Origin of the sequence: Phytopseudomonas daroniae (assembly GCF_004327275.1) — a bacterium.
Taxonomy (GTDB): domain Bacteria; phylum Pseudomonadota; class Gammaproteobacteria; order Pseudomonadales; family Pseudomonadaceae; genus Aquipseudomonas; species Aquipseudomonas daroniae.
The window spans coordinates 1-22,673 of sequence record NZ_QJUJ01000005.1; the positions used below are offsets into that span (position 1 = coordinate 1).

The window sequence follows — 22,673 nt, forward strand, 5'->3', positions numbered from 1 at the left end:
GAGTGATCGACAGCGGTGTCTGCTCGGCGGGCTTGAGCACCACGCAGTTGCCGGCCGCCAGGGCCGGGGCCAGCTTCCAGGCGGCCATCAGCAGCGGGAAGTTCCAGGGAATGATCTGCCCGACCACGCCCAGCGGTTCGTGGAAGTGATAGGAGGCGGTGTGTTCGTTGATCTCCGCAGCACTGCCTTCCTGGGCGCGGATGCAGCCGGCGAAATAACGGAAGTGGTCGGCGGCCAGCGGCACGTCGGCATTGAGCGTCTCGCGCACGGCCTTGCCGTTGTCCCAGGTTTCCGCCACGGCGAGCAGTTCGAGGTTGGCTTCGATGCGGTCGGCGATCTTCAGCAGGATCAGCGCGCGATCCTGTACCGACGTCTTGCCCCAGGCATCGGCGGCGGCATGGGCGGCGTCCAGGGCCTTGTCGATGTCCTTGGCGTCGGAACGGGGGAATTCGCCGATCACCGAGGCATCCACCGGACTGGTGTTGGTGAAGTACTGGCCGCCTACCGGCGCGACGAACTCGCCACCGATGTAGTTGCCGTAGCGCGGTTTGAGGGTGACGACGGCGCCTGCGGTACCTGGTTTGGCATAAATCATGTGAGTGACCTCTACTTTTTATGGAAGCCTGTCCTCTGAGGAGAGAGACAAGTCTTGGTTCGATTCCGAATAGCGCCTGACCGCAATGAGCCCTGGCAGAGATCGCCCGGGCATTGGCAGTAGCCGCAGAGAGGCATGGCAGAGCGCATGGGTGCCAGCCTGCTATCAGGGTAGACGCTCGCCAGCGCTTTCGCCGCTGACACCCTGCTCGCTGCATGTGGCCTTGAGGCGGCGCACCTTCGGGAAGATTCAGTGAACATTGCGCCACGCCAGCCGGTCACCTGATCACAGTACGAAGCCTGGGAGACGACGATGAAAACACTCACTGGATCGGTGGTTTTGCTTGCTGCCCTGTTCATCATCGGTGTGCAGGCCGACGATGACGGCCTGTCGTTGCAGCAGCAACGCGAAAAGATCGGCGATGACATGGTTCGCGATCGCACCGGGGCGCCTCCCGCTGACGGAGGCGGTGTCGGCCAACCGGCAACGGATCAGAATCAGCAGCAACAGCCCAACCAGGTGCCTGACCAGCAAGCACCGCGCAGCACGGTCAACTCCCCTGCCCGGCAGAATCGCTCTGCCGAACCGGCGGGCAACCCGGCCGTCGAGCGACAGCCCTCGAATCTGACGCCAGGGGCACCCGCTGATAATGGACAGCGTTCACCGACCATTCAGGGTGGTTCGACAGATACGCCTACCGCGCCGAGCGCACCGGGAGCCGCTGGTAGCACGGGCGGTTCGGCGACAGGTGGCGCGAGCAATTGAGGCGGGAATCCGCCAAGCCGAGCGCTGTTCTTGTGAGCAAGAGGCGGATTTTCGCCATCTGCCTCACGAAAACATGACAAACATATTGATACAGATCACCAGTTCATTGACCTGCGCTCGTTTCGGCATCGGTTTTGCTTGCTGCCGGCCGCCTGCGACGAATGCGCGCACTTGAAGGTAAATCACCCGGTGTTTCAAAAAAATCACCGGGGCTGACCGGTTTCGCAGAACGGAACCTGGCAGCACGCAACAGGCGATGCAGCTTCGCTACCCAGGGTTGTACAGAGCCGGTCGTGCCGTCATGCAATTACATTAATGAAATGGTCTGTCTAATGAAAAAACTCCTGCTGTCCCTACTGTGCTTGAGCGCGCTCGGCTGCGCCAAGCAGCCCGAACCGGAAAAATCCGTGGACGTCCTGCTGATCGGCGGGGGCATCATGAGCGCAAGCCTCGGCACCTACCTCAACGAGCTGGAGCCGACCTGGAAAATCGACCTGTACGAACGCCTGCCGCACGTTGCCGACGAAAGCTCCAACCCGTGGAACAACGCCGGTACCGGTCACTCGGCTTTCGCCGAACTGAACTACACCCCGGAAAAGGCCGACGGCAGCATCGATATCAGCAAGGCCGTGGCGATCAACGAATCCTTTGAGATCTCCAAGCAGTTCTGGGGCTATCAGGTCGAGAAAGGGATCCTCAACAACCCGAAATCGTTCATCAACAACGTGCCGCACATGAGCTTCGTGTGGGGTGACAAGAACACCGAGTTCCTGAAGAAGCGCCACGCGGCTCTGCAACACAGCTCGTTGTTCCGCGATATGCAGTTCTCCGATGATCCGGGGCAGATCAAGCAGTGGATCCCGCTGGTGATGGAAGGCCGTGAGCCGGGCGAGAAGCTGGCTGCCACTCGTGTGGAAATCGGCACCGACGTCAACTTCGGCGAAATCACCAACCAGTTGCTCGACTCGCTGTCGCAGAAAGACGAGTTCAATGTGCACGTACAGCATGAAGTACGTGACATTACCCGCGCCGACGACGGCAGCTGGAACGTCACCGTGGCCGACCTGGCCAATGGCGACAAGCTGAGCACCATCAACGCCAAGTTCGTGTTCATCGGTGCCGGTGGTGGTGCCCTCAAGTTGCTGCAGAAATCCGGCATTCCGGAAGCTGACGGCTATGCCGGTTTCCCGGTCGGTGGTTCGTTCCTGGTTACCCGTAACCCGGAAGTGGTCGCCAAGCACCAGGCCAAGGTCTACGGTCTGGCCTCGGTCGGCTCGCCGCCCATGTCGGTTCCGCACCTGGATACCCGTGTGATCGATGGCCAGAAAGTCATCCTGTTCGGGCCATTCGCGACCTTCTCCACCAAGTTCCTGAAAAACGGCTCGCTGCTGGATCTGTTCAGCACACTGACCACCCATAACATCATGCCGATGACCCACGCCGGTCTCGACAACATGTCGCTCAGCACCTACCTGATCGGCCAACTGATGCTCAGCCAGGAAGACCGCATGCACTCGCTGCGTGACTACTTCCCGGAAGCTCAGGACAAGGACTGGGAACTGGTGCAGGCTGGCCAGCGCGTACAGATCATCAAGAAAGACCCTGAGCTGGGCGGCGTCCTGCAGTTCGGTACCGAAGTGGTCAGTGCCGAAGATGGCTCCATCGCTGCGCTGCTCGGCGCTTCGCCAGGTGCTTCCACTGCCGCGCCGATCATGCTTCACCTGATGGAAAGAACCTTCAAGGACAAGATCAAGACCCCAGAGTGGCAGGCCAAGCTGAAGGAGATCATCCCCTCCTACGGCCAGACCCTGAACAATAACCTGGAGCTGACCAACAAGACCCGCGCCTGGAGCAGCGAGCGCCTGCAGTTGACCTTCGTCGAGGTCAAGCCTGAGCAGGAGCAAGCTGAAGAACCCGTAGAGGTCGAGGCTGAAGCCCTGTAATACCGCTTGAACGGGTGCCTCCACGCAAGGCGCCCTGCACCTACAACAACGGCCCGTCAGGGCCGTTGTCGTTTCTGGCATCCAAACCAGGGGGGCTCGGCTATAGGCTTACGCCGGCTCGGCGTTGCGCCCGTTGGCGATGAAACGCAGCATCCACTCACCGACCGTGCGCCCGTGGTGGATCTCGTGCAGGCTGTCCACGGCGACGCGGTACACCGACTCGCCGATATGCTGCTGACGGATATCGAGCAAGGCGCGCGAGTACTCGGGCACGAACTCCGGATGCCCCTGGAAGCACAGCACCTGATCACCGATACGGTAGGCTGCATGCGCGCAGAATGGGCTGGAGGCCAGCAGCGTGGCATTTTCCGGCAGGCGAGTGACCTGATCCTGGTGGCTGATCAGTAGCGTCAGCTCTTCGAGCGACGGCGTCATCCAGTCCGGTTTTTCGGCCAACTGGTAACGGTGGATACCCACACCCCAGCCACCGCTCGCACGCTCGGCCTTGCCGCCCAGCAGCAGCGCCAGCAATTGGTGTCCGAAACAGATGCCGAGCAGCTTGTCACCGGCCTGATAACGCTCGAGCAGATAAGCCCTGAGGGTCTCGATCCACGGATCAGTGGCGAACGAATCGGCTTTGCTACCGGTGACCAGGTAGGCATCGAAGCGCACATCGGCCGGCGGGTAGTCGCCGTTCATCACGTTGAACACACTGAAGGTGGCAGCAATGGCCTGCCCGGCAAAAAGACGTTCGAACATCCTGCCGTACCCCTGGTACTGGTCGACCAGCTCGGGACGCAGAATATCGGTTTCCAGAATGCAGATCTGCAACGACATGGACGGTACCTGAAAAGAATGATGACGCCGCTAAAGCGTGCCTGTGCCCGCCAAGCAAGGCAAGAGGCCAACTGCCAAAGGCAGTCATCAGTCGTTTCGATAGCTGCCATGAAGAACATTTACTTCTGTCGGGTACGCCCGAAGAAGATGATTCGCTCATCGGCCACCGGCCCCCTCGAAGCGAGCGCCGCATCATGCACAGCCAGACCGTCAGATATGCACGCAACGGCGCCTTTGGCGCTATCGCCCTCTACCTGCTGATCGCCGTACCGCTGCTTGGCCTGAGCATGCACAGCGGCTCGAGTGCCGGGCGTTATGCGTCGATACCAGGCACGTCGACCACCGCGCAGCCAGGATCCGCAACAGCGATCCAGGCGAGCCATTGAACGAAGCAGTTTTCCTGAACCTGCAGCGAAGAGGCGTACTCGAAGCTTCAACGCCTGAAAGCGGGCGTATCTTCCCGAAGAAAAAGGAGTTTTACGATGCTCAAGAAGACCCTGACTGCCCTCACCGCTGCCGCCGCCCTGAGTGCCGGTTTCGCCATGGCCGATCGTCCTGGTGCTGACTGGATCAGCATCGAGCAAGCCCTGAGCAGCGCCAAGCAGGCTGGCTTTACCCAGGTTCACAAGATCGAGGCCGACGACGACGGTTACTGGGAAGGCAAAGGCATCAAACAGGACAACCGCCTGTATGAATTCCGTATCGACGGCAAGTCGGGCAAGGTCATCCGCGAGCAGTTGGATGACTGAGCTGAGGTAATCCGAAAAACCGGCCGTCTCAGGCCGGTTTTTTGTTGCCTGCCATCCCTGGCGGCAACCCTACGGGCCGTCGCGGAGCGACGTCAAAAATTGCTCCCGGCAATTTTTTGTGGGTTTCCCCTTGGATCTTGCCGATCCTGACGAACGGTAAACGAGCATTGCAAGGCATGAACCAAGCCGCGCGGCGTCTGGCGCAGGGGTATGCGAAAGCGGCCAAGGGTTCCATAACTGTGCGGCACTCTCAGGCACTATGCTAGGAACCAACTGATATAAAAAAACAGAACATCCGCTCTACAGTGAATACATGCGCCGCCGGGTCTTGCTGGGGCGATCGCCGGGGGATACGGCACTCACCGGCCCACACGACAACAATCAAAAGGTAACGGCCATGTTCAAGAAGCCCAAATTCCGTCAGGCGGGACTGATCCTCTTTGCGACTGCAGTGCTTTTGATCCTGCCCAACCTGAGTCGGATGATCGGCTGAGCGCGCTGTCAGTTCACCAGTGGCATCCACCAGGCCAGAATCAGCGGTAGCAAACCAACCGCCAACACGGTTGAGCACAGCACCAGGCTGGCAACCTGTTCGGGCGAACGATTGGCGCGCACGGCAAACAGATAGTTGAACACCGCGACCGGCATGGCTGACTGCACCACCAGCACCGCGTGAGTCAGCGGCTCCAGTGCGAGTGCCGCACCGACTCCCCAGCCGACCCCTGCCCCCAGCAGAATGCGCAGCGCGCCAAGCAGCAGCCCGGAACCGAGGTGATGCAGGCGAATGCTGGCGAGCGAGACACCCAGGGTCAGCAACATCAAGGGAATCGTCATACCGCCCAGCAGGCTCACGGTATTGCCCAGCCAGCGTGGCAGTTGCAGGTCGAAGAAAATCATTGGCAGTGCCAGCAGCAGGCTGATCATGATGGGGTTACGCAGCAGATCCCGAAACGATGCTGCATTGCCCGACAGCGCGATACCTACGCTGAACTGGAAAATCGACAGGGTCAGAAAGAACGCTACAGCCAGCGCCAGACCGTGTTCACCAAAGGCATACAGGCTGATTGGCAGCCCCATGTTGCCGGTGTTGGGAAACAGGAAGGCCGGCACCAAGACCTTCCACTGCTGGCGAAACAGCCGGCTGAACAGCCAACCGAACAGCCCCATGCAACCAGTAGCCAGCACACACCCCACAGCCATGCTGGTGAACGCCTGCGGGTCGAGGTTGGTACGACTCAGGGTCGCCAGCACCAGGCTTGGCGTGCCGATGGACAGCACCAGGCGGGCGATGAAATCCGTGGGGTAGCTCTGGCCGCTGCGGGCCCAGACATAACCGATGCCGGCGACGATGACCACCGGCGCCAATACAGCGAACAACTCGGCCAACATGGCCATTCCCCTCGGGGCAAAACGCCCATCCTAGGAGGGATAGGCAACTTGTCGCAAGTCGTACAAGTGCAATTGACCAATCCTTGATGCCGCTATCGGGCCTGGAGCCCGACGCAGAAGCGCACGAAGGTCACGATCGCGAGCAGAGCATCAGATCCCTGCCCTCCCCCGATTACTGCTCCTGCGCGACGATCAGCGGTTCCACATCGACCCGCGCCATCATTCGTTCGCCACCACCGCCACGGCGCATGCCGCGTACCGGGCAGGCATCCAGGTAATCCAGCCCTACCGCCAGTTTCAGATGTCGCTCGGGTCTGGCCAGGCAGTTGGTCACATCGAAGCTGTACCAGGCGCCCTCCAGCCATGCTTCGGCCCAGGCATGGCTGGCCAGGTGATCACGGCTATCGGTGAACAGGTAGCCCGATACATAGCGCGCCGGAATGCCCAGGCTGCGGGCGCAGGCGATGAAGGCATGCGCATGATCCTGGCAAACACCCTGGCGGCCGGCAAAAGCCTGCGCGGCGCTGGTTTCCACCTCGGTGACGCCCGGCAGGTAACTGATATGGCCATTCAGGCCGTGCATCAGATCGATCAAAGCGTTGCGGTCACGGCGACGCGCGCATTGCACGGCGGCAAAATCACGCAGCGCCTCGTCCGCTTCGGTCAGGCGCGTGAAGCGCAGGAATGGCAGCGCCGACTGGCTTTCGTGCTCGGCGTCGCTGGACTCGTCGATCTCCACCTGGCCACGGGCGCCAATGACGATCGACTCGTGCGGCTCGTCCAGGGTCAGCACATGCAGGATGTTGCCGTACGGGTCACGCTGCGCCCGCACCGGACGCGGCAGATCCAGCTGCCAGCTGAGTACCTGCTGGCGCTCGCTGTCGTGGGGTGTGAGACGCAGATACTGGATGCTGGCACGTACCTGATCTTCGTAGTGATAGGTGGTGTTGTGGCGGATGGACAGTCTCATGCGACCTCCAGATAGGACGTGTGAATGGCGCGACCCAGTTCGTGCACCTGCCCGATGAAGTCAGTCAGCCAGGCGTGCAGGCCCTCCTCCAGCACCTCATCGATGCTGGTGTAACGCAACCGCGCGTCGAGTTCGGCAGCCAGGCGCTGTGCCGGGCGGCCGTTTTCACCGGGCAGGTTGTCGAGCATCAGGTACAACTCGTCCATGCAGGCACGCAGCGAACGCGGCACTTCAGGACGCAACAACAGTAATTCGGATACCTTGCGCGCGCCTGGAGAGCCGCGGTAGACCTCGGCGAACGCCTCGAACGACGACAGCGCGCGCAGCAACGCGCTCCACTGGTAGTAGCTGTGGGCCGGGCGGCCATCGATCTCGTCGATGTCCTCGCCCAGCAGCTCGTAGCGCGAATCGAGCAGGCGCAGGGTGTTGTCGGCTCGCTCGATGAAGGTGCCAAGGCGAATGAACCGATAAGCCTCGCCACGCACGATGGTGCCGAAGGTGGCGCCGCGAAACAGGTGCGAGCGTTCCTTGACCCACTCGCAGAAACGACTGATGCCGTAACGGCCCAGGCCCTGCTCGGCGATGCCGCGAATCTCCAGCCAGGTGGCGTTGATGTTCTCCCACATATCCGCGGTGATGCGTCCACGTACCGCATGGGCGTTGCTGCGTGCAGCACCCAGGCAACTGTAGATGCTCGCCGGGTTTTGCGCATCCAGCGCGAAGAAATGCAGCATGCGCTCGGCATGCAGCGGGCCATGGCGCTCCTGGTATTCCTCCAGGGTGCCGGTGATGAGCAGTGGCATCGCCAGCTCATCGAGGCCGTCGCGGCGACCGTCCTGCGGCATCAACGACAGCGAATAGCTGACATCCAGCATGCGCGCGAGGTTTTCCGCACGCTCCAGATAGCGGGACATCCAGTACAGATCGGAGGCAGTTCTCGATAGCATAATCAGGGCGCCCTCATGCTAAATGGCGAGCCGCGTTGGCGCTGTGAGCCTGCCAGGCAAGGCGCGGGACGCAGGCGATGGCCACTCCCTCGTCAAGTCCCGCAACGCAGCATGGCGGGCTCACAGCGCCAACCCGAAGGGCCACGCCTCGCAAGGCGCAATCCGGCGTCATTCGTCGTTCATTTGGAATAACCAAATCTCTCTCCTCATTCCTTGTCTTGCGCCTTGCGGGGCAGCGGCGCGGCCGTCATTTAGCGTGAGGGCGCCCTGTTAGTCCTCCACCACCCAGGTGTCCTTGGTACCGCCGCCTTGCGACGAGTTGACCACCAGTGAGCCCTCACGCAGGGCTACACGTGTGAGCCCGCCGGGTACCAGGCGGGTTTCCTTCCCGGACAGCACGAAGGGTCGCAAATCGATATGCCGCGGCGCGATGCCGTTTTCGACGAAGGTCGGGCAGGTCGACAGGCACAGGGTCGGTTGCGCGATGTACGCTTCCGGCCGGGCGATCAGACGCAGGCGAAACGCTTCGATCTCCGCCTTGCTGGCGGCCGGCCCGACCAGCATGCCGTAACCGCCGGAGCCCTGGGTTTCCTTGACCACCAGATCCTTGAGGTTGGCCAGCACGTGGGACAGTTCGCTGGGCTTGCGGCATTGCCAGGTCGGCACGTTCTTGAGGATCGGCTCCTCGTCGAGGTAGAAGCGGATCATCTCGTCGACATAGGGATAGATCGACTTGTCGTCAGCCACACCGGTGCCAATGGCATTGGCCAGCACCACGTTGCCGGAACGGTAGGTGGACAGCAGCCCGGGCACGCCGAGCATCGAATCGGGATTGAAGGCCAGCGGATCGAGGAAGTCGTCGTCGAGACGGCGATAGACCACATCGACCTGCCTGGCGCCGGAGGTAGTACGCATGAACAGTTTGTCGTCGCGCACGAACATGTCTGCGCCTTCGACCAGTTCCACGCCCATCTCCCGGGCCAGAAAGGCATGCTCGAAGTAGGCGCTGTTGAAACGGCCCGGCGTCAGCACCACCACGGTCGGATTATCCAATGGGCTGGAGCTCTTCAGAGTATCGAGGAGCAGGCTCGGGTAGTGGTCGATCGGCGCGATGCGCTGGTTGGCGAACAGCTCGGGGAACAGACGCATCATCATCTTGCGGTCTTCGAGCATGTAGCTGACACCGCTGGGCGTACGCAGGTTGTCTTCGAGCACGTAATAGGTGCCGTCGCCATCGCGCACCAAATCGACACCGGCGATATGGGCATACAGGTCGCGGTGCAGGTTCAGCCCCTGCATCGCCATCTGATAGCCGTCGTTGGCCAGCACCTGTTCGGCGGGAATCAGCCCGGCCTTGATGATGCGTTGATCGTGATACAGATCGGCGAGAAACATGTTCAATGCCTGCACCCGCTGGATGCAGCCACGTTCGACGATGCGCCATTCGCTGGCAGGAATACTGCGTGGAATGATGTCGAAAGGAATCAGCCGCTCGGTGCCCTGATCGTCCCCATAGAGCGTGAAAGTGATGCCAGCGCGATGAAAGAGAAGATCCGCCTCGCGACGCCGTTGCGCCAGCAACTCCTGTGGCGTGTCCGCCAGCCAGCGGGCAAAGGCCTGGTAATGCGGACGACACGCGCCATCCGTCAGGTGCATTTCGTCATAAAAGGTGCGGGCCATGCCGAACTCCATTGCCACCCGGGACTACATGATCCGTAGCAAAGCCCGAGCCATCAAAATTAATCCTTTAAAATCAATCACTTCAAACAAACAAAAGCAGACAACGCACCAAACAGGGGCGAGCAGTAATCGACAGACAGGCACCATGCCCCAAACCGTGGCGCAGCCACGAATCACCCTGTTCAGTTCGACCTGCATGCAGCGCGATACGCGCAATAAAAAAGTAACAGGAGGCTACGGCTAACGCCCGTGACCATGGTCTGGGAGGCAGCCTTCTAAAGATGGCAGACCATAAAAAATGGCCGGGAGCCATTTTTAACGTCGCTTGCGACGGCCCGCAGGGTGGCCGCCAGGGATGGCAGGCCATAAAAAAGACCAGCACGAGGCTGGTCTGTTGGTGATGGGGGTATCAGCGATGCGGCAGCGATACTTCCTGAGTGACACCCCAGCCATCCAGCTTGCCGCCTAGCGGTGCTACCACCGCCTCCATGTCCTGCTCGAAATCATCTATCCCCGCATAGGTGACATGCATCACTTTGCTCACCTGCAGGTGCCACCCACCCTCATCGCGTTCGGTCACCAGGGCATGCAGCGATTCGCCACGAAAATTGCGTGTCGCCTTCAAAGCGCCATCTTCATCAGGGAAGATCGCGTAGAACTCGATGGGATGGACACTGGCGAAATCGAACCCTCCTTTTTTCATCCGACCTAAAACGCCACCACTGACATCATCGTGCAAGACTGTGCTCATAACGTTGATCTCCATCAGGTGAAAGGTTGGATCGCCGAACCAACGGCTCCCCATTTGCCTGGTCTGGATGGTCGGTGCAGGCCGTAGAAGTCGGCCCTGCCACTCAGGATAGACCGCCCAGCGGCTTGCGTCGTTCCTGTCGCATTGCCATGCTATACCCATTCATGAAAGCAACGCCCGCTTGCCGGTGTGTTTCGATCAGGGATCGTCGTGCAGCCTCTGCGGGCCAGACTACACGAGGTATCACTTATGAGTACGCTACAGTGCACCCACCGCGACCACCGCATCAGTGCCGAGGTCATGGAACATCCAGGTATTCCGACTCCATGGGCCGGCGGCTGCCGGATTACCGCGCCGGACGGACGTACCACCCGACGTATGGCTCTGCCGATGAACGGAGCCTTTCTCGAAGACCTGGACAAGGCCCAGCACGCCTCCATTGCCCATGGCAAATGGCTGGTCGATCAATATCTCGATAACGGGCGGGATCTTTTCCCCGATAACGCGGCCAAACACCACGCAGCATGAGGCCGTAACGAGTGGCCCGCATCCGCAGCGGGCCACTCCATTTCAAAGCCAAAGCGCGCAAGCGCCCACTCCAGCCGGTCTCATGCCCAGACAGATCCGGTCGCAGCCGTATGCGGCCGTTCCCATTCGAGACGAAGGTTGGATTTCATGGCGAAACGCACGCTTTTCATTTCCACAGTTCTGATGACCGGCATCCTGGCGCTCAGCGCCTGCAGTGACGCCGACAAGATCCCCGCCAAGACCGCCTCCGCCACCCAGAGCAGCCCGCCAAAACTGCAGGAAAAAGAGGATCTCAGCCCGTTCAGCGGTTTCGCCAGCGCTCGCTTCGGCAGTGATGAAACCGCGGTACGTGCGGCCTGGAAGGGTTCTCTGCGCGACGGGGGTGGCACCTCCGACACCTGTCGTCAGCTGTTCCAGGATCCGCGGCCAGCCGATGGCTTCGGTATCTCGTTCATGCTGGAAAGCGGAGTTTTCGTACGTTACGACATCGATACGCGCGAACGTAAGGCACCACGAGGTTTGCAGGTCGGCAGCAGCGCCCAGCAGATTCGCGCCACCTTCCCCGGCCACTTCGAAGAACAACCGCACAAGTACGTCGAAGGTGCCAGCGATTTTATCGTCAAGCCCTTCATCGACAGCGAAGCCCGCCTGGTTTTCGAGACCGATCCCAATGGCCTGGTAACCCGCTGGCGAATCGGCATGCCGCCAGCAGTTTTCTATGTGGAAGGCTGCAGTTGAAGTGACGATAAGGCGAGACGCTGATTCGTCTCGCCCCGCGCATAGGAGCCCTGCCCCGGGGCGATTCGATTGCTGGGCGGCATGGCCGCCAATCGCCGGCAAGCCGGCTCCTACGCGATCGTATGTAGGAGCCCCATCCACTATGGCTTATCGGGCATGCCAGCCACCACGCCAGCAGTGTTATCCAGCAGGCTCTTGGTAGCTGTTTGCAGGAAACCTTCGAGACGCTTCTTCAACGCTTCATCGACCGGCCCTTCGATGCGCTCGGCAATCGGCTTGGCACCCAGACTGTAGCGATACAGGCGCGGTTCGAAGCCCTTGGGCTGCACCAACACCTGATCGGGCGTGACGATAGCCACCGTCTGGTCGCCGCCCGATGGCTTGATCACCCCGATGCCGCCATCGCCTTCAGGCAGGTTGAGCAGATCACGCCCCCAGCACTGGTGGCGTACCTCGCCGCCGAGGCGCCCCATGATGGTCGGTACGATGTCGACCTGAGTACCAACGGTATGGCTGACCTTGCCGAACTTCTCCTGGATACCGGGCGCGATCAACAGCAACGGCACGTTGAAACGCTGCAGATCCATCTCGGTGACCTGATCGAAGCCACCAAAACCATGGTCACCTACCACCACGAACAGGGTCTCCTTGAAGTAAGGCTCCGTGCGCGCCTTCTCGAAGAACTGCCCAAGCGCCCAATCCGAATAGCGCATCGCAGTGCGGTGCAGGTTTTCCCGGCCATCGATCAGCACCGGCTCTACCGGCAGATCCCTGGGCAAGGCGTAAGGCGTGTGGTTGGACAGCGTCTGCAACAGTGCATAGAACGGCTTGTCGCCGTAATGGGTCTTCAGCTCCAGCGCGCCACGGTCGAACATGTCCTGATCGGAAACGCCCCAGGTGGGATCCATGAACACCGGGTCGACGAAATCTTCACGACCAATGAAGTTGGTCATGCCCTGGTTACTGAAGAAGCCGGACTGGTTGTCCCACTGGAAATTGCCGTTATAGACGTACAGGTTGTCGAAACCACGGCCGCCAAGCAGCTGCGGCAGCCCGGAGAACTTGTGGGCGCCTTCCGGCGTACGCATGAGGTACTCGAAGCCCGGCAGATTGGGAAAACAGGCCATGGTGGCGAACATGCCCTGATGGGTATGGGTGCCATTGGAGAAGAAGCGCTCGAACAACAGTCCTTCCTGGCTCAGCTTGTCGAAATAAGGGGTGATATTGCCCGGCGCGCCGAGGGCTCCGACGGAATGCCCGGCGAAGCTCTCCATCAGGATGACTACCACGTTGCGGATCGGCAGCGTGCCGTCGGCGGGTGGCGTGTAGACGCGGCGGATTGCGGCACTGTCGGCATCGACCAGCTCGTCATCCTGGGTCAGCAGCATGTCACGGGTGATCTGCCGGGCCTGGTCGTCTTCCATGGTCGACTGCCAGGTGTTGTCGCGATGCGGGCCGAAGCTGGCCTGGGCGGCTGTGAACAGCGTCAGCGTACCGTTCAGGCCCAACTGGTTGGCGAACATCGACTCGGTGGTGTAGGCATCGCCCCAGCGCAGCGGCGGGCCTTGGCGCAAGTGGCCACGAGCGGCGATCACCGCGATCAGCAGGCAGAGGAAGAACACCGAAACGCGCCAGTACCAGGCTACCCTTGGACGTACGGTGGTAGCGCCAACTGGCGTCCTGGCGCGGCTGGCACGATCCAGCAACGTGAACATCCACCACAACAGGCCGGTGATGACGAACCAGACGATCAGGTAGCGCACCACCGGAAAACCGTTCCAGAGCATACCCATCACGGTGGCCTGGTCTTCCTGCAGGTACTGGAACACCAGGCTGTTCAGGCGCTGGTGAAATTCCTTGTAGAAATCCAGCTCGGCCAGGCCGAGAAACAGCGTCACGCTGGCGAAGAAGGTCAGCCAGACACGCTGCCAGCCGCGCGCGAGCATGGCGCGGGTGCTGAGCAAGGCGATCAGTAAGGGCGCGCAGGCGTACACCACCACGCGCAGGTCGAAACGCAAACCGTTGAAGAAGGCTTCAGCGAACACCGTAACCGGCGTGTCGCCGATCAGGTCGCGGTTGTAGGCCAGTAACGTGGCGCGCAGCACGGTGTACATCACCAACAACGTCAGGGCGCTGAACAGAGTGAATAGCAACTGGCTGCGTAACGGCTGGAAGGAATGCGAGGTGCTGGAAGGTGTGCCCTGAACTGCAGTAGGGGTCATGCTTGATCATCCACAAAAGACTTATACCGCCCAGCTCACCTCGAATAACGGCGACTGGTGGCGCGCGAGTGTGTTCGTGTGGATGTGAAAATTTTGTCGATAAGGATTCTCAGCGTGCTGAAGGCCAGCTTCCCGGCAGCCCTGGGCGCCCTGTTTGAAAGTCATTTTCCACGCTGACAAGACAGCGTCCTGCGGTTATCGTCAGCGCCATGACACAGAACAAAACCATCCTGCTGCCCTACCAGGCGCCCTGGAGCTGGCAACAGTTTCACGATCATTTCAAATTACGCGCCATCATCGGGCAGGAATGCCTGAGCGAACGGGATTATTGCCGCAGCTTTCGTCTGGATGGCATTACCGGCTGGTTCCGCGTCAGTGCCCTGCCCGACCAGGATGCGCTGGAGCTCGATTACAGCGCCTCGGCCAGAGCCTGCTTGCCACAGTTGACTCAGCGCGTACGCCGCATGTTCGATCTGGATGCCGACCCGGCCATCATCGCCGCCCACTTCGCGGCAGATGAACGCCTCGCGCCGATGCTCGCGCGCAATCCCGGTTTGCGTCTGCCTACGGCTTTCGATGCCTTCGAACAGGCCGTGCGGGCCATCGTCGGTCAGCAGGTCACGGTCAAGGCAGCGGTGACCATCACCGGCCGCCTGGTCGATCGCCTCGGTGAATCCCTGGCGGACGCACCAGTCGGCATCGACCGTTTATTCCCGACACCTGCCGCCATCGCAGCCGCCAACCTCGATGGCATCGGCATGCCCGGCAAACGTGTGCAGACCCTGCAGCACTTCGCCGCTCAGGTCGCAAGCGGCGCTTTGCGCCTGGACATCAGCCAGGGAGCGAGCGAGCTGATCGCACGCTTGTGCGCCCTGCCCGGCATCGGCCCCTGGACAGCGCAATACATCGCCCTGCGGGCCTTCGGTGACGCAGACGCCTTTCCCACCAGCGACCTGGGTTTGCTGAAAGCGCCGATCTGGGGCGCCGGGGGCATCGATGTTCGGCAACTACAGGCCCACGCTGAAGCCTGGCGGCCATGGCGCGCCTATGCGGCGGCCCATCTCTGGCACAACTACTCAGGAGGTTGAGATGTTCTACCGTTACCACGACAGCCCTATCGGCCGCCTGTTCATGGCTGGTGACGAGCAGGGGCTGCAACAGTTGCTCATGGACGTGGAGCGCACGCCCTGGCAGATCGGTGAAAACTGGCGTGATACAGGTTCCGCACTGGATGCTGCCAGCCGCCAGCTCGACGAATACTTCAGCGGCCGCCGTCAGCGCTTCGAGTTGCGACTCAATCCTCAGGGCACGCCGTTCCAGCAGGCCGTCTGGCGTGCCTTGCTGGAGATTCCTTTCGGTCGCCTCGACAGCTACAGCGCCCTGGCACAGCGTATAGACAGACCCAAGGCGGTACGCGCCGTCGGCGCAGCCAATGGCGCCAACCCGATCTGCATCATCATCCCCTGCCACCGCGTCATCGGCCGCGACGGCAGTCTGACCGGTTTTGCCGGCGGCCTGCCGCGCAAGCAACTGCTGCTGGAACTGGAAGGTGCCGTACCCAGGCCGCAGGCTTCGCTGTTCGACTGAAGCTCCGGCTCAGTCTTCCAGCCGTGGGAAGGAAGCGGCGATCCCGTCGCCGCTCGGCGTTCCCTCTGCCGCGATCCCAGCCGACAAGCGAACCATCGCACAATGAGGGAACTCGCCCAGATCGAACCAGTGGCGGGTGCCAGCCGGTACCGAGACCAGGGCATTGCGCTCACCCAGTAGCGCATACACATATTCGCCGACATGCAGGCTCAACAGCCCCTGCCCGGCCAGAAACAGATAGAGCTGCGTGCTATCCACAACGACTTCCTGCGGTGGACTGACGGGCTTGTCGTCTTCCCTTGGCCAGCGGCGCTGGTCGATGCTGATCACCTCCACGTGACCCAGATCGTGATCACGCTTCAGCTGTTCCAGCGGCCCGCCAATCGCGGCAAGGATATCCTCTTGCGCCGCGCCGGCCTGCAACCTGAGGTCGAGATCCAGAACGCTGAAATCGATACCGGCCGCAGCCAGCGTACTGGTGATGTCCTCGGCGTGCCCCAACACCTTGTTGGGGATATCGGGGCTGGACTGATGATGAACGCTCAGGCGGCTCATGGAAGAAATTCCTTATTAAGTGCTCGCCGCCCCGCGGGCAGCTTGATTTGACCCGTAACTCAGGCAGCCATCATGGTCGCGCCGGATCGGCTGTGCGTCTGGCCATGATAACGGCTGCAGCCAGTGCGGCCAGCCCCGCCAGGGCGAATGTCCACTCCGGGCCAAGCCCTTTCCAACTGTAACCCGCATACAGAGCGCCCAGGGCGCCGCCAATACCGGCCAGAGAGGCATACAGCGCCTGTCCCTGCCCTTGCTGGCGAGCACCGAAACTGCGTTGCACGAAGCTGATCGAGGCGGCGTGAAAGCTGCCGAACGTCGCCGCATGCAACAATTGCGCGAACAGCAGTACCAGCAGGTGGTCGGCCAGAAAGCCCATCAGTACCCAACGCAGCGCGGCGATGAAGAAGCTGACCACCAGCACCTGGCGCACGCTGAAATGCCTGAGCAGGCGTGCCATGCCCATGAACATCAGCACCTCGGCCACCACTCCCAGGGCCCAGAGCATGCCGATCAGCCCGCGACTGTAGCCGAGCTGTTCCAGGTGGATGCTGAGGAAGGTGTAGTACGGCCCGTGGGACAGCTGCATCAGCGCCACGCATAGGTAAAAGGCCAGCACGCCGGGTTGTTTCAGTTGCTGCACGAAGCCGCCGCGGTTTACCGATTGCGAAGACGCCAGCGGCTGGGCGTCCGGCACCCAGAAGCTGCTCAGGGCGATGCCGGCGATGATCAGCAACAGCGCCCAGGGATAGATATCCAGGCTGAACCAGTCGAAGGCCTTGCCCAGGCCGACCACACTGAGAATGAAGCCGATGGAGCCCCACAGGCGGATCTGCGCATAACGGGCCGACTGCTCGCGCAGATGCGCCAGGGTGATCACCTCGAACTGCGGCAGCACCGCATGCCAGAAGAACGCGTGCAAGGCCATCACCAGGGCCAGCCAGGCGTAACTCTGGCTGACGAAGATCAGGCTCAGGCTGAGCAGCGTGCACAAGGCGCCGAGGCGCACGATCAACAAGCGCCTGCCGCTGTAATCGCCCAGCCAGCCCCACAGATTCGGCGCGATGCAGCGCATCAGCATCGGGATGGCCACCAGCTCGCCGATGCGCGCCGGCGAGAATCCCAGATGCGCGAAATACAAACCCAGGAACGGCGCGGTGGCACCGAGCAGCGCGAAGTAGAACAGGTAGAAGCCGGACAGGCGCCAGTAAGGCAGGGAGTCAGCCATAAGCCGCAAGCTTCAAGCCACGAGTAAAAGCAGAGCAACAGCCCTGCTCATGACTTGCCGCATGAGTTTCAAAGCTGCTTCAGCACCGGCGTACTCACGCGCACATCGGCATTCTGGGCACGCTGGCGCAACAGGTGATCCATCAGCACGATCGCCATCATCGCCTCGGCGATCGGCGTGGCGCGGATGCCTACACACGGATCGTGACGGCCCTTGGTGATCACGTCCACCGGGTTGCCGTCGACGTCGATGGAGCGACCCGGCGTGGTGATGCTGGAGGTCGGCTTGAGCGCCAGGTGAGCGACGATCGGTTGGCCACTGGAAATACCGCCGAGAATGCCGCCGGCATGATTGGACAGGAAACCTTGCGGGGTCAGCTCGTCACGGTGTTCTGTACCGCGCTGCGCCACCGAGGCGAAACCGGCGCCGATCTCCACCCCCTTGACCGCGTTGATGCTCATCAACGCGTGGGCCAGCTCGGCGTCCAAACGGTCGAAGATCGGCTCGCCGAGACCCGGCATCACGCCTTCGGCGACCACGGTGATCTTCGCGCCGACAGAATCCTGATCGCGGCGCAACTGATCCATGTAGGCCTCCAGCTCCGGCACCTTGTCCGGGTCGGGGCTGAAGAAGGCGTTTTCCTCTACCGAGTCCCAGGTCTTGAACGGAATTTCGATGGGCCCGAGCTGGCTCATGTAGCCACGGATGACGATGCCCTGGCTGGCCAGGTACTTCTTGGCGATGGCGCCAGCGGCCACGCGCATCGCGGTTTCCCGCGCCGAGCTGCGGCCACCGCCACGGTAGTCGCGGATACCGTACTTGTGGTGGTAGGTGTAGTCGGCATGCGCTGGGCGGAACAGATCCTTGATCGCCGAATAGTCCTTGGACTTCTGGTCGGTATTGCGGATCAGCAGGCCGATGGCGCACCCCGTGGTCTTGCCTTCGAACACCCCGGAGAGGATTTCCACCTCGTCGGCTTCCTGACGCTGGGTGGTGTGGCGGCTGGTGCCGGGCTTGCGGCGGTCGAGGTCACGCTGCAGGTCATCCAGGGAAATGTCCAGCCCAGGCGGGCAGCCGTCGACGATGGCGACCAGCGCCGGGCCGTGACTCTCGCCGGCCGTGGTGACGGTGAACAGCTTGCCGAAGGTATTGCCGGACATTGCGCGAGGCTCCACGTAAGTTCGATCAGCAGCCTGCGGCGAAAAGGCAGGCCCAAGAGGAAAGCCGCTGAGTATACTCCGTCGCAACTGCGGAGATCACCCGCGAGCGAACCTTTGGCCAATCGCCAGCGTCCAACGAACCCCATCACAGACCTGTTCCTATCATGCTGCGAGCCCTGCTCTTGACCCTATCCCTCTTCACCGGCCTGGTTCAGGCAACCCCCATCCTGCGCGAGCAGGTCAGCCTGGATACCGGCCAGGGCGTGCTGCATGGCTCTCTGGTGCTGCCGCAACGTACCGAGGCCGTACCGGTGGTGCTGCTGGTGGCCGGCTCAGGGCCAACCGACCGCAACGGCAACAACCCGGGCGGCGGGCATAACGATGCCCATCGCAAACTGGCCCAGGCGCTGGCCCAGCAAGGCATCGCCAGTGTCCGTTACGACAAGCGCGGCATCGCTGCCAGCCATGCCGCCACGCCCCATGAGCGCGACCTGAGTGTCGAACGCTACGTCGCCGATGTGGTGGCCTGGAGCCGCAAGCTGCATCAGGACAAACGCTTCAGCCACGTCATCCTGATCGGCCATAGCGAAGGCGCGTTGATCGCCAGCCTTGCAGCCCCCGAAGCCGACGCCGATGCGTTGGTGTCCATCGCCGGCAGCGCCCGCCCCATCGATCAGTTGCTCCAGGAGCAACTGCGCAACCGCCTGCCGCCGCGTCTGCGCGCCGAGAGCGACGCTTTGCTCGAAGCCCTGCGCGAGGGCCGTCAGGTTGCCGAGGTGTCGGACGAACTGACCGTGCTGTACCGCACCAGCGTGCAGCCCTACCTGATTTCGCTGTTCCGCCAGGATCCGGCCGCTGCTTTTGCCCGAGTGCGCGTACCGGCGCTGATCGTCCAGGGCAGCCACGATATCCAGGTCAGCGTGCAGGATGCCGAGGTGCTGCATGCGGCCAATCCGGACGCTCAGTTGCAGATCGTCACGGGCATGAACCATGTGATGCGCATCGTGCCGATGGATTTCGAGGCGCAACTGGCTTCCTACGATAATCCGGACTTGCCCTTGGCTCGTGGCCTCACCAGCCGTATCGTCAGTTTCATTCAGGCATTACCGCCTGTAGAAACCGATATTGCTGCCGATAGCCATTAGGGTCTGCTGCCGTTTCAGCGCAACAGGCCCTACGCCAGCGCTCAACTTCGCGGTGGCTTTTCGAGGAATGCACCATGACCGACAGCGAAACGCCAGCCGTCGCCGCGCCAGAAACCGAACAGGCCGAGCCGTCCCATCCGTGGGCGACGCTTGGCCCCGAGCACTTTCGCCTGCTGCGCCTGGCGCCTTTGCCCATCGACCGCCACACCGGCGTGCGGCCGCTGCGTTTCGTGCAGTTCGGGCGGGTCGAGCGGCATAGCAAAGAACAGAGCCTGCTGCGCCTGAGCCTGCAATTGCCGGGGCAGAAAGTCCGCAAAGAACAGAACGTGCTGGAGCTCTGGCTCGACCACCGCAACAAGGAAGCCCGCTTCGGCCCGGACAGCGGCCTGAGCCTGGAGCCGCAGAACCGTGGTCTCGGCCGCTTTCTGCTGGCCCAGGCAGCCGCATGGGCCAAACAGCATTGCGCCCATTACACCGTCGAAACCGGCCCGCTGCCGAGCCGCGATGCCTTGAACGAAGAAGCCCGCGCACGTCGCGATCATTGCCTGAAAGCCCAGGGTTTCGCCGTCGACTATCAGGACGGTCAACTCAAGGCGCACTACAGCGCGCCGCGTCTCAGCGCCCTGCACAGCGACTGGAACGGCGAAAAGGTCATGTTCATCGAGCAGTTGGACGCCGCGCAGATGCTGCAGCAGGCGGATCAGAACCTGCACGAGCAGGATCTGCAACTGCGCAAGCAGCATGAACGCCTCGAACAGCTCAAGCGCGAAGACGGCGGCCTGCGCTTCACCATCGCCTGCCTGGTGGCATTCAGTCTGTTTCAGGCCGGCCTGCTGATCTGGATCGCGACCCACTAGAAGGGCGTGGCTCATGCGACAGCCAGTGCCCATAACGAAAAAAGGCCGTTGCCCCGGGGCAACGGCCTTTCTCATTTCAACAGACGCCGGTTGATCAGACGCGGAAATGGCTGACCATCATCTGCAGCTGGTTACCCAGGCGGGCCAGCTCGACGCTGGACTTGGCGGTTTCCTCGCTCGCGGCGGCGGTCTGTTCCGACACATCGCGTACGTTGAGGATACTGCGGCTGATTTCCTCGGCCACGGCGCTCTGCTGCTCGGCCGCGGCGGCTATCTGCTGGTTCATCGACTGGATGTTCGACACCGTACGGGTGATGCTTTCCAGTGAACCACCAGCCTTGCGGGTCAGCTCAACGCTGCTGTCGGTCAGGCCACGGCTGCTCTGCATGATGTTGGCCACCTGCTGGGTGCCCTGCTGCAGACCGGCAACCAGACCCTCGATCTCTTCAGTGGATTTCTGGGTGCGTTGCGCCAGACCACGGACTTCGTCGGCAACCACCGCGAAACCACGACCCGCCTCGCCGGCACGGGCGGCTTCGATGGCGGCGTTCAGCGCTAGCAGATTGGTCTGCTCGGCCACCGCCTTGATCACATCCATCACGCTGCCGATTTTGTTGCTCTCGCTCTGCAGGTGGGTCATCGCCTCGGTGGAACGGCTGACCTCGGCGGCCAGGCGTTCGATCTGTGCGATAGCCTCAGCGACCACGCGATCTCCCTGGGTAGCTTCACGATCTGCATCGGAAGCAGCCTGGGACGCATCGGCAGCATTGCGTGCGACCTCCTGCACGGTGGCGGACATTTCATGCATGGCCGTGGCCACCTGATCGGTTTCCACCTTCTGACTGTTGACCCCGGCACTGGTCTGCTCGGTTACCGCCGACAGTTCTTCGGCAGCGCTGGCGATCTGCGTGACACCATCACGGATGCCACCGATCAGTTCGCGCAAGGTGGTACCCATGCGCTGAATGCCCTGCTGCAGCACGCCGATTTCGTCGCGACGAGACACTTGCAGGGTCTGGCTCAGATCGCCACCGGCAATACGCTCGACCGCTAGCAGCGTGTCCTGTAACGGACGGGTGATCTGCCGGGTAATCAACCAGGCGGCCAGGATGCCGACCAGCAGCGCCAGCAGCGTAGCGCCGAGCTGCAGGGTGCGGGCGGCAGCACTTTCGCTGTCACGGCGCTCCAGCTGGATGGCGGTGAGCTCCTTGCTCAACTTGACGATCTCGTAGCCTTGCTCGGTCAGCTCCTTGCGCGCCGCGGCGATGGTTTCGATGGTCGCCTTGAACGTCATGACCGCTGTACGGTAGTTTTCCAGCGCTGTGCTGACCTGGCTGACTCGCTGCGAATGCTCGGCAGCGAACGCCTGGCGAAGTTGACCGAGATCGGCGATGGTCGAATCGATCTGGGTGATTGCCAGGCGCTCGGATTCGGTGCCGGGGTTGGCAGTGTAGCCACGCACCTGATAGCGCACCATCTGCCACCCTTCCTTCACCTTGGTGACCGCCTCGAACTGGGCAGCGCGGCTTTCGTCATACAGCGGCAGACTCACCACGGCGCTGTTGATCTCATCGACCAACTGGCCGGCGGTCACCGCATTGCGGGTCATTTCCTGACGCGCCTCATCGGCGGCGCGATAACCGCTGCGCATCTTGTTCAGCGATAGCTGATACGCATCGATCTGCGTACCCTGCGCCTGCAGTCGGCGAACGTTTTCAGGGCTCTTGAACATCGCCAATACTTCGGCATGTTGCGCCTTGAAGCCATCCAACGCTTTCTGCACGGGTTCGGCGGCTTTCTCGTCACCGTTCGTCAACATGTATTGCAAACGGGTAATGCGCAAATCGGTCAGCGTGTCGTTGAGACGGGAGATTTCCGTCATCCAGTCGCTCCGCTGAATCAGGCTGCCCAGGCTGGTCCAACCAGCCAGCGCGAGTACGCAGGTGAGAACCAGCACGAGGCCGAAGCCCAAGGCAAGTTTCAAGGTGACGCTGATATTGGCGAACCAGCTGTTCATAGTGTTCTCCGAC

General features: G+C 61.7%; 23 protein-coding genes. 11 read left to right on the forward strand and 12 right to left on the reverse strand.

The window, feature by feature from the left end; genetic code table 11:
- The coding region (locus tag DNK10_RS13415; protein ID WP_131191912.1) for an aldehyde dehydrogenase family protein at positions 1–595 on the reverse strand (595 nt) is incomplete at its 3' end.
- A 312-nt stretch (positions 596–907) separates the two neighbouring features.
- On the opposite strand from DNK10_RS13415, the gene DNK10_RS13420 reads away from it, so the two are divergent.
- On the forward strand, positions 908–1,360 hold the full coding sequence (locus DNK10_RS13420; RefSeq protein ID WP_131191913.1) for a hypothetical protein: 453 nt from the start codon (positions 908–910) through the stop codon (positions 1,358–1,360).
- A gap of 332 nt (positions 1,361–1,692) precedes the next feature.
- Positions 1,693–3,303, forward strand: a complete 1,611-nt coding sequence (gene mqo, locus DNK10_RS13425; protein ID WP_131191914.1) for a malate dehydrogenase (quinone) — start codon at positions 1,693–1,695, stop codon at positions 3,301–3,303.
- 108 nt (positions 3,304–3,411) lie between these two features.
- Here the strand turns inward: mqo and DNK10_RS13430 are convergent, their stop codons facing one another.
- Positions 3,412–4,140 (reverse strand): amidotransferase, encoded by a 729-nt coding sequence (locus DNK10_RS13430; protein ID WP_131191915.1) that lies wholly within the window; start codon positions 4,138–4,140, stop codon positions 3,412–3,414.
- Between the two features lie 194 nt (positions 4,141–4,334).
- Here DNK10_RS13430 and DNK10_RS13435 point away from each other — a divergent pair, with 194 nt between their 5' ends.
- Complete coding sequence (locus DNK10_RS13435) at positions 4,335–4,526, forward strand: hypothetical protein (RefSeq protein WP_131191916.1); 192 nt, start codon at positions 4,335–4,337, stop codon at positions 4,524–4,526.
- Positions 4,527–4,622: 96 nt separating this feature from the next.
- Positions 4,623–4,889, forward strand: coding sequence for a PepSY domain-containing protein (locus DNK10_RS13440; protein ID WP_131181529.1), 267 nt, complete (start codon positions 4,623–4,625; stop codon positions 4,887–4,889).
- A gap of 501 nt (positions 4,890–5,390) precedes the next feature.
- Here DNK10_RS13440 and DNK10_RS13445 read toward each other — a convergent pair.
- From DNK10_RS13445 to DNK10_RS13460, 4 genes are all read right to left on the reverse strand, one after another.
- The gene (locus DNK10_RS13445) at positions 5,391–6,278 is read right to left on the reverse strand and encodes an AEC family transporter (RefSeq protein ID WP_131191917.1); all 888 of its coding nucleotides are present in this window, start codon (positions 6,276–6,278) and stop codon (positions 5,391–5,393) included.
- A 172-nt stretch (positions 6,279–6,450) separates the two neighbouring features.
- A complete protein-coding gene (locus tag DNK10_RS13450; protein ID WP_131181531.1) occupies positions 6,451–7,248 on the reverse strand; it encodes a transglutaminase family protein in 798 nt (265 codons plus the stop codon).
- Positions 7,245–8,195 (reverse strand): alpha-E domain-containing protein, encoded by a 951-nt coding sequence (locus DNK10_RS13455; RefSeq protein ID WP_131181532.1) that lies wholly within the window; start codon positions 8,193–8,195, stop codon positions 7,245–7,247. Before DNK10_RS13455 ends, DNK10_RS13450 begins: the two co-directional genes overlap by 4 nt.
- Positions 8,196–8,465: 270 nt before the next feature.
- On the reverse strand, positions 8,466–9,875 hold the full coding sequence (locus DNK10_RS13460; RefSeq protein WP_131181533.1) for a circularly permuted type 2 ATP-grasp protein: 1,410 nt from the start codon (positions 9,873–9,875) through the stop codon (positions 8,466–8,468).
- Here DNK10_RS13460 and DNK10_RS13465 point away from each other — a divergent pair.
- Complete coding sequence (locus DNK10_RS13465; protein WP_131191918.1) at positions 9,874–10,119, forward strand: hypothetical protein; 246 nt, start codon at positions 9,874–9,876, stop codon at positions 10,117–10,119. The two genes, DNK10_RS13460 and DNK10_RS13465, sit on opposite strands and share 2 nt — an antisense overlap.
- Before the next feature lie 165 nt (positions 10,120–10,284).
- Here the strand turns inward: DNK10_RS13465 and DNK10_RS13470 are convergent, their stop codons facing one another.
- Positions 10,285–10,626 carry a ribonuclease E inhibitor RraB gene (locus tag DNK10_RS13470; RefSeq protein WP_131181534.1) on the reverse strand — a complete coding sequence of 114 codons (342 nt, stop codon included), beginning with the start codon at positions 10,624–10,626 and terminating at the stop codon, positions 10,285–10,287.
- Positions 10,627–10,875: 249 nt separating this feature from the next.
- On the opposite strand from DNK10_RS13470, the gene DNK10_RS13475 reads away from it, so the two are divergent.
- Both DNK10_RS13475 and DNK10_RS13480 read left to right on the forward strand, forming a co-directional pair.
- On the forward strand, positions 10,876–11,154 hold the full coding sequence (locus DNK10_RS13475) for a hypothetical protein (protein WP_131181535.1): 279 nt from the start codon (positions 10,876–10,878) through the stop codon (positions 11,152–11,154).
- A 147-nt stretch (positions 11,155–11,301) separates the two neighbouring features.
- On the forward strand, positions 11,302–11,892 hold the full coding sequence (locus tag DNK10_RS13480) for a lectin (protein WP_131191919.1): 591 nt from the start codon (positions 11,302–11,304) through the stop codon (positions 11,890–11,892).
- A 140-nt stretch (positions 11,893–12,032) separates the two neighbouring features.
- Here the strand turns inward: DNK10_RS13480 and DNK10_RS13485 are convergent, their stop codons facing one another.
- Positions 12,033–14,114 (reverse strand): LTA synthase family protein, encoded by a 2,082-nt coding sequence (locus DNK10_RS13485; RefSeq protein ID WP_131191920.1) that lies wholly within the window; start codon positions 14,112–14,114, stop codon positions 12,033–12,035.
- A gap of 209 nt (positions 14,115–14,323) precedes the next feature.
- Here DNK10_RS13485 and DNK10_RS13490 point away from each other — a divergent pair, with 209 nt between their 5' ends.
- Both DNK10_RS13490 and DNK10_RS13495 read left to right on the forward strand, forming a co-directional pair.
- Positions 14,324–15,202: a DNA-3-methyladenine glycosylase family protein gene (locus DNK10_RS13490; RefSeq protein WP_131191921.1), complete on the forward strand. Its 879-nt coding sequence runs from the start codon at positions 14,324–14,326 to the stop codon at positions 15,200–15,202.
- 1 nt (position 15,203) lies between these two features.
- Positions 15,204–15,701, forward strand: a complete 498-nt coding sequence (locus DNK10_RS13495; protein WP_131181539.1) for a methylated-DNA--[protein]-cysteine S-methyltransferase — start codon at positions 15,204–15,206, stop codon at positions 15,699–15,701.
- Positions 15,702–15,710: 9 nt separating this feature from the next.
- Here DNK10_RS13495 and DNK10_RS13500 read toward each other — a convergent pair whose 3' ends face one another.
- From DNK10_RS13500 to aroC, 3 genes are all read right to left on the reverse strand, one after another.
- A complete protein-coding gene (locus DNK10_RS13500) occupies positions 15,711–16,256 on the reverse strand; it encodes an acireductone dioxygenase (RefSeq protein WP_131191922.1) in 546 nt (181 codons plus the stop codon).
- A gap of 70 nt (positions 16,257–16,326) precedes the next feature.
- Positions 16,327–17,481 (reverse strand): MFS transporter, encoded by a 1,155-nt coding sequence (locus DNK10_RS13505; RefSeq protein WP_131191923.1) that lies wholly within the window; start codon positions 17,479–17,481, stop codon positions 16,327–16,329.
- Between the two features lie 68 nt (positions 17,482–17,549).
- Positions 17,550–18,641 (reverse strand): chorismate synthase, encoded by a 1,092-nt coding sequence (gene aroC, locus DNK10_RS13510; RefSeq protein WP_131191924.1) that lies wholly within the window; start codon positions 18,639–18,641, stop codon positions 17,550–17,552.
- A 164-nt stretch (positions 18,642–18,805) separates the two neighbouring features.
- Here aroC and DNK10_RS13515 point away from each other — a divergent pair, with 164 nt between their 5' ends.
- Together DNK10_RS13515 and DNK10_RS13520 are read left to right on the forward strand one after the other, a co-directional pair.
- Positions 18,806–19,786, forward strand: a complete 981-nt coding sequence (locus tag DNK10_RS13515; protein WP_131181543.1) for an alpha/beta hydrolase — start codon at positions 18,806–18,808, stop codon at positions 19,784–19,786.
- A 74-nt stretch (positions 19,787–19,860) separates the two neighbouring features.
- On the forward strand, positions 19,861–20,643 hold the full coding sequence (locus tag DNK10_RS13520; RefSeq protein ID WP_131181544.1) for a hypothetical protein: 783 nt from the start codon (positions 19,861–19,863) through the stop codon (positions 20,641–20,643).
- A gap of 94 nt (positions 20,644–20,737) precedes the next feature.
- Here DNK10_RS13520 and DNK10_RS13525 read toward each other — a convergent pair whose 3' ends face one another.
- Complete coding sequence (locus DNK10_RS13525) at positions 20,738–22,660, reverse strand: HAMP domain-containing methyl-accepting chemotaxis protein (protein WP_131181545.1); 1,923 nt, start codon at positions 22,658–22,660, stop codon at positions 20,738–20,740.
- Positions 22,661–22,673 lie beyond the last annotated feature (13 nt).

Coding starts and splice junctions, on each gene's coding strand:
- DNK10_RS13420 (WP_131191913.1), top strand. CDS start 908: ATGAAAACACTCACTGGATCGGTGGTTTTGCTTGCTGCCCTGTTCATC.
- mqo (WP_131191914.1), top strand. CDS start 1,693: ATGAAAAAACTCCTGCTGTCCCTACTGTGCTTGAGCGCGCTCGGCTGC.
- DNK10_RS13430 (WP_131191915.1), bottom strand. CDS start 4,140: ATGTCGTTGCAGATCTGCATTCTGGAAACCGATATTCTGCGTCCCGAG.
- DNK10_RS13435 (WP_131191916.1), top strand. CDS start 4,335: ATGCACAGCCAGACCGTCAGATATGCACGCAACGGCGCCTTTGGCGCT.
- DNK10_RS13440 (WP_131181529.1), top strand. CDS start 4,623: ATGCTCAAGAAGACCCTGACTGCCCTCACCGCTGCCGCCGCCCTGAGT.
- DNK10_RS13445 (WP_131191917.1), bottom strand. CDS start 6,278: ATGTTGGCCGAGTTGTTCGCTGTATTGGCGCCGGTGGTCATCGTCGCC.
- DNK10_RS13450 (WP_131181531.1), bottom strand. CDS start 7,248: ATGAGACTGTCCATCCGCCACAACACCACCTATCACTACGAAGATCAG.
- DNK10_RS13455 (WP_131181532.1), bottom strand. CDS start 8,195: ATGCTATCGAGAACTGCCTCCGATCTGTACTGGATGTCCCGCTATCTG.
- DNK10_RS13465 (WP_131191918.1), top strand. CDS start 9,874: ATGCCGAACTCCATTGCCACCCGGGACTACATGATCCGTAGCAAAGCC.
- DNK10_RS13460 (WP_131181533.1), bottom strand. CDS start 9,875: ATGGCCCGCACCTTTTATGACGAAATGCACCTGACGGATGGCGCGTGT.
- DNK10_RS13470 (WP_131181534.1), bottom strand. CDS start 10,626: ATGAGCACAGTCTTGCACGATGATGTCAGTGGTGGCGTTTTAGGTCGG.
- DNK10_RS13475 (WP_131181535.1), top strand. CDS start 10,876: ATGAGTACGCTACAGTGCACCCACCGCGACCACCGCATCAGTGCCGAG.
- DNK10_RS13480 (WP_131191919.1), top strand. CDS start 11,302: ATGGCGAAACGCACGCTTTTCATTTCCACAGTTCTGATGACCGGCATC.
- DNK10_RS13485 (WP_131191920.1), bottom strand. CDS start 14,114: ATGACCCCTACTGCAGTTCAGGGCACACCTTCCAGCACCTCGCATTCC.
- DNK10_RS13490 (WP_131191921.1), top strand. CDS start 14,324: ATGACACAGAACAAAACCATCCTGCTGCCCTACCAGGCGCCCTGGAGC.
- DNK10_RS13495 (WP_131181539.1), top strand. CDS start 15,204: ATGTTCTACCGTTACCACGACAGCCCTATCGGCCGCCTGTTCATGGCT.
- DNK10_RS13500 (WP_131191922.1), bottom strand. CDS start 16,256: ATGAGCCGCCTGAGCGTTCATCATCAGTCCAGCCCCGATATCCCCAAC.
- DNK10_RS13505 (WP_131191923.1), bottom strand. CDS start 17,481: ATGGCTGACTCCCTGCCTTACTGGCGCCTGTCCGGCTTCTACCTGTTC.
- aroC (WP_131191924.1), bottom strand. CDS start 18,641: ATGTCCGGCAATACCTTCGGCAAGCTGTTCACCGTCACCACGGCCGGC.
- DNK10_RS13515 (WP_131181543.1), top strand. CDS start 18,806: ATGCTGCGAGCCCTGCTCTTGACCCTATCCCTCTTCACCGGCCTGGTT.
- DNK10_RS13520 (WP_131181544.1), top strand. CDS start 19,861: ATGACCGACAGCGAAACGCCAGCCGTCGCCGCGCCAGAAACCGAACAG.
- DNK10_RS13525 (WP_131181545.1), bottom strand. CDS start 22,660: ATGAACAGCTGGTTCGCCAATATCAGCGTCACCTTGAAACTTGCCTTG.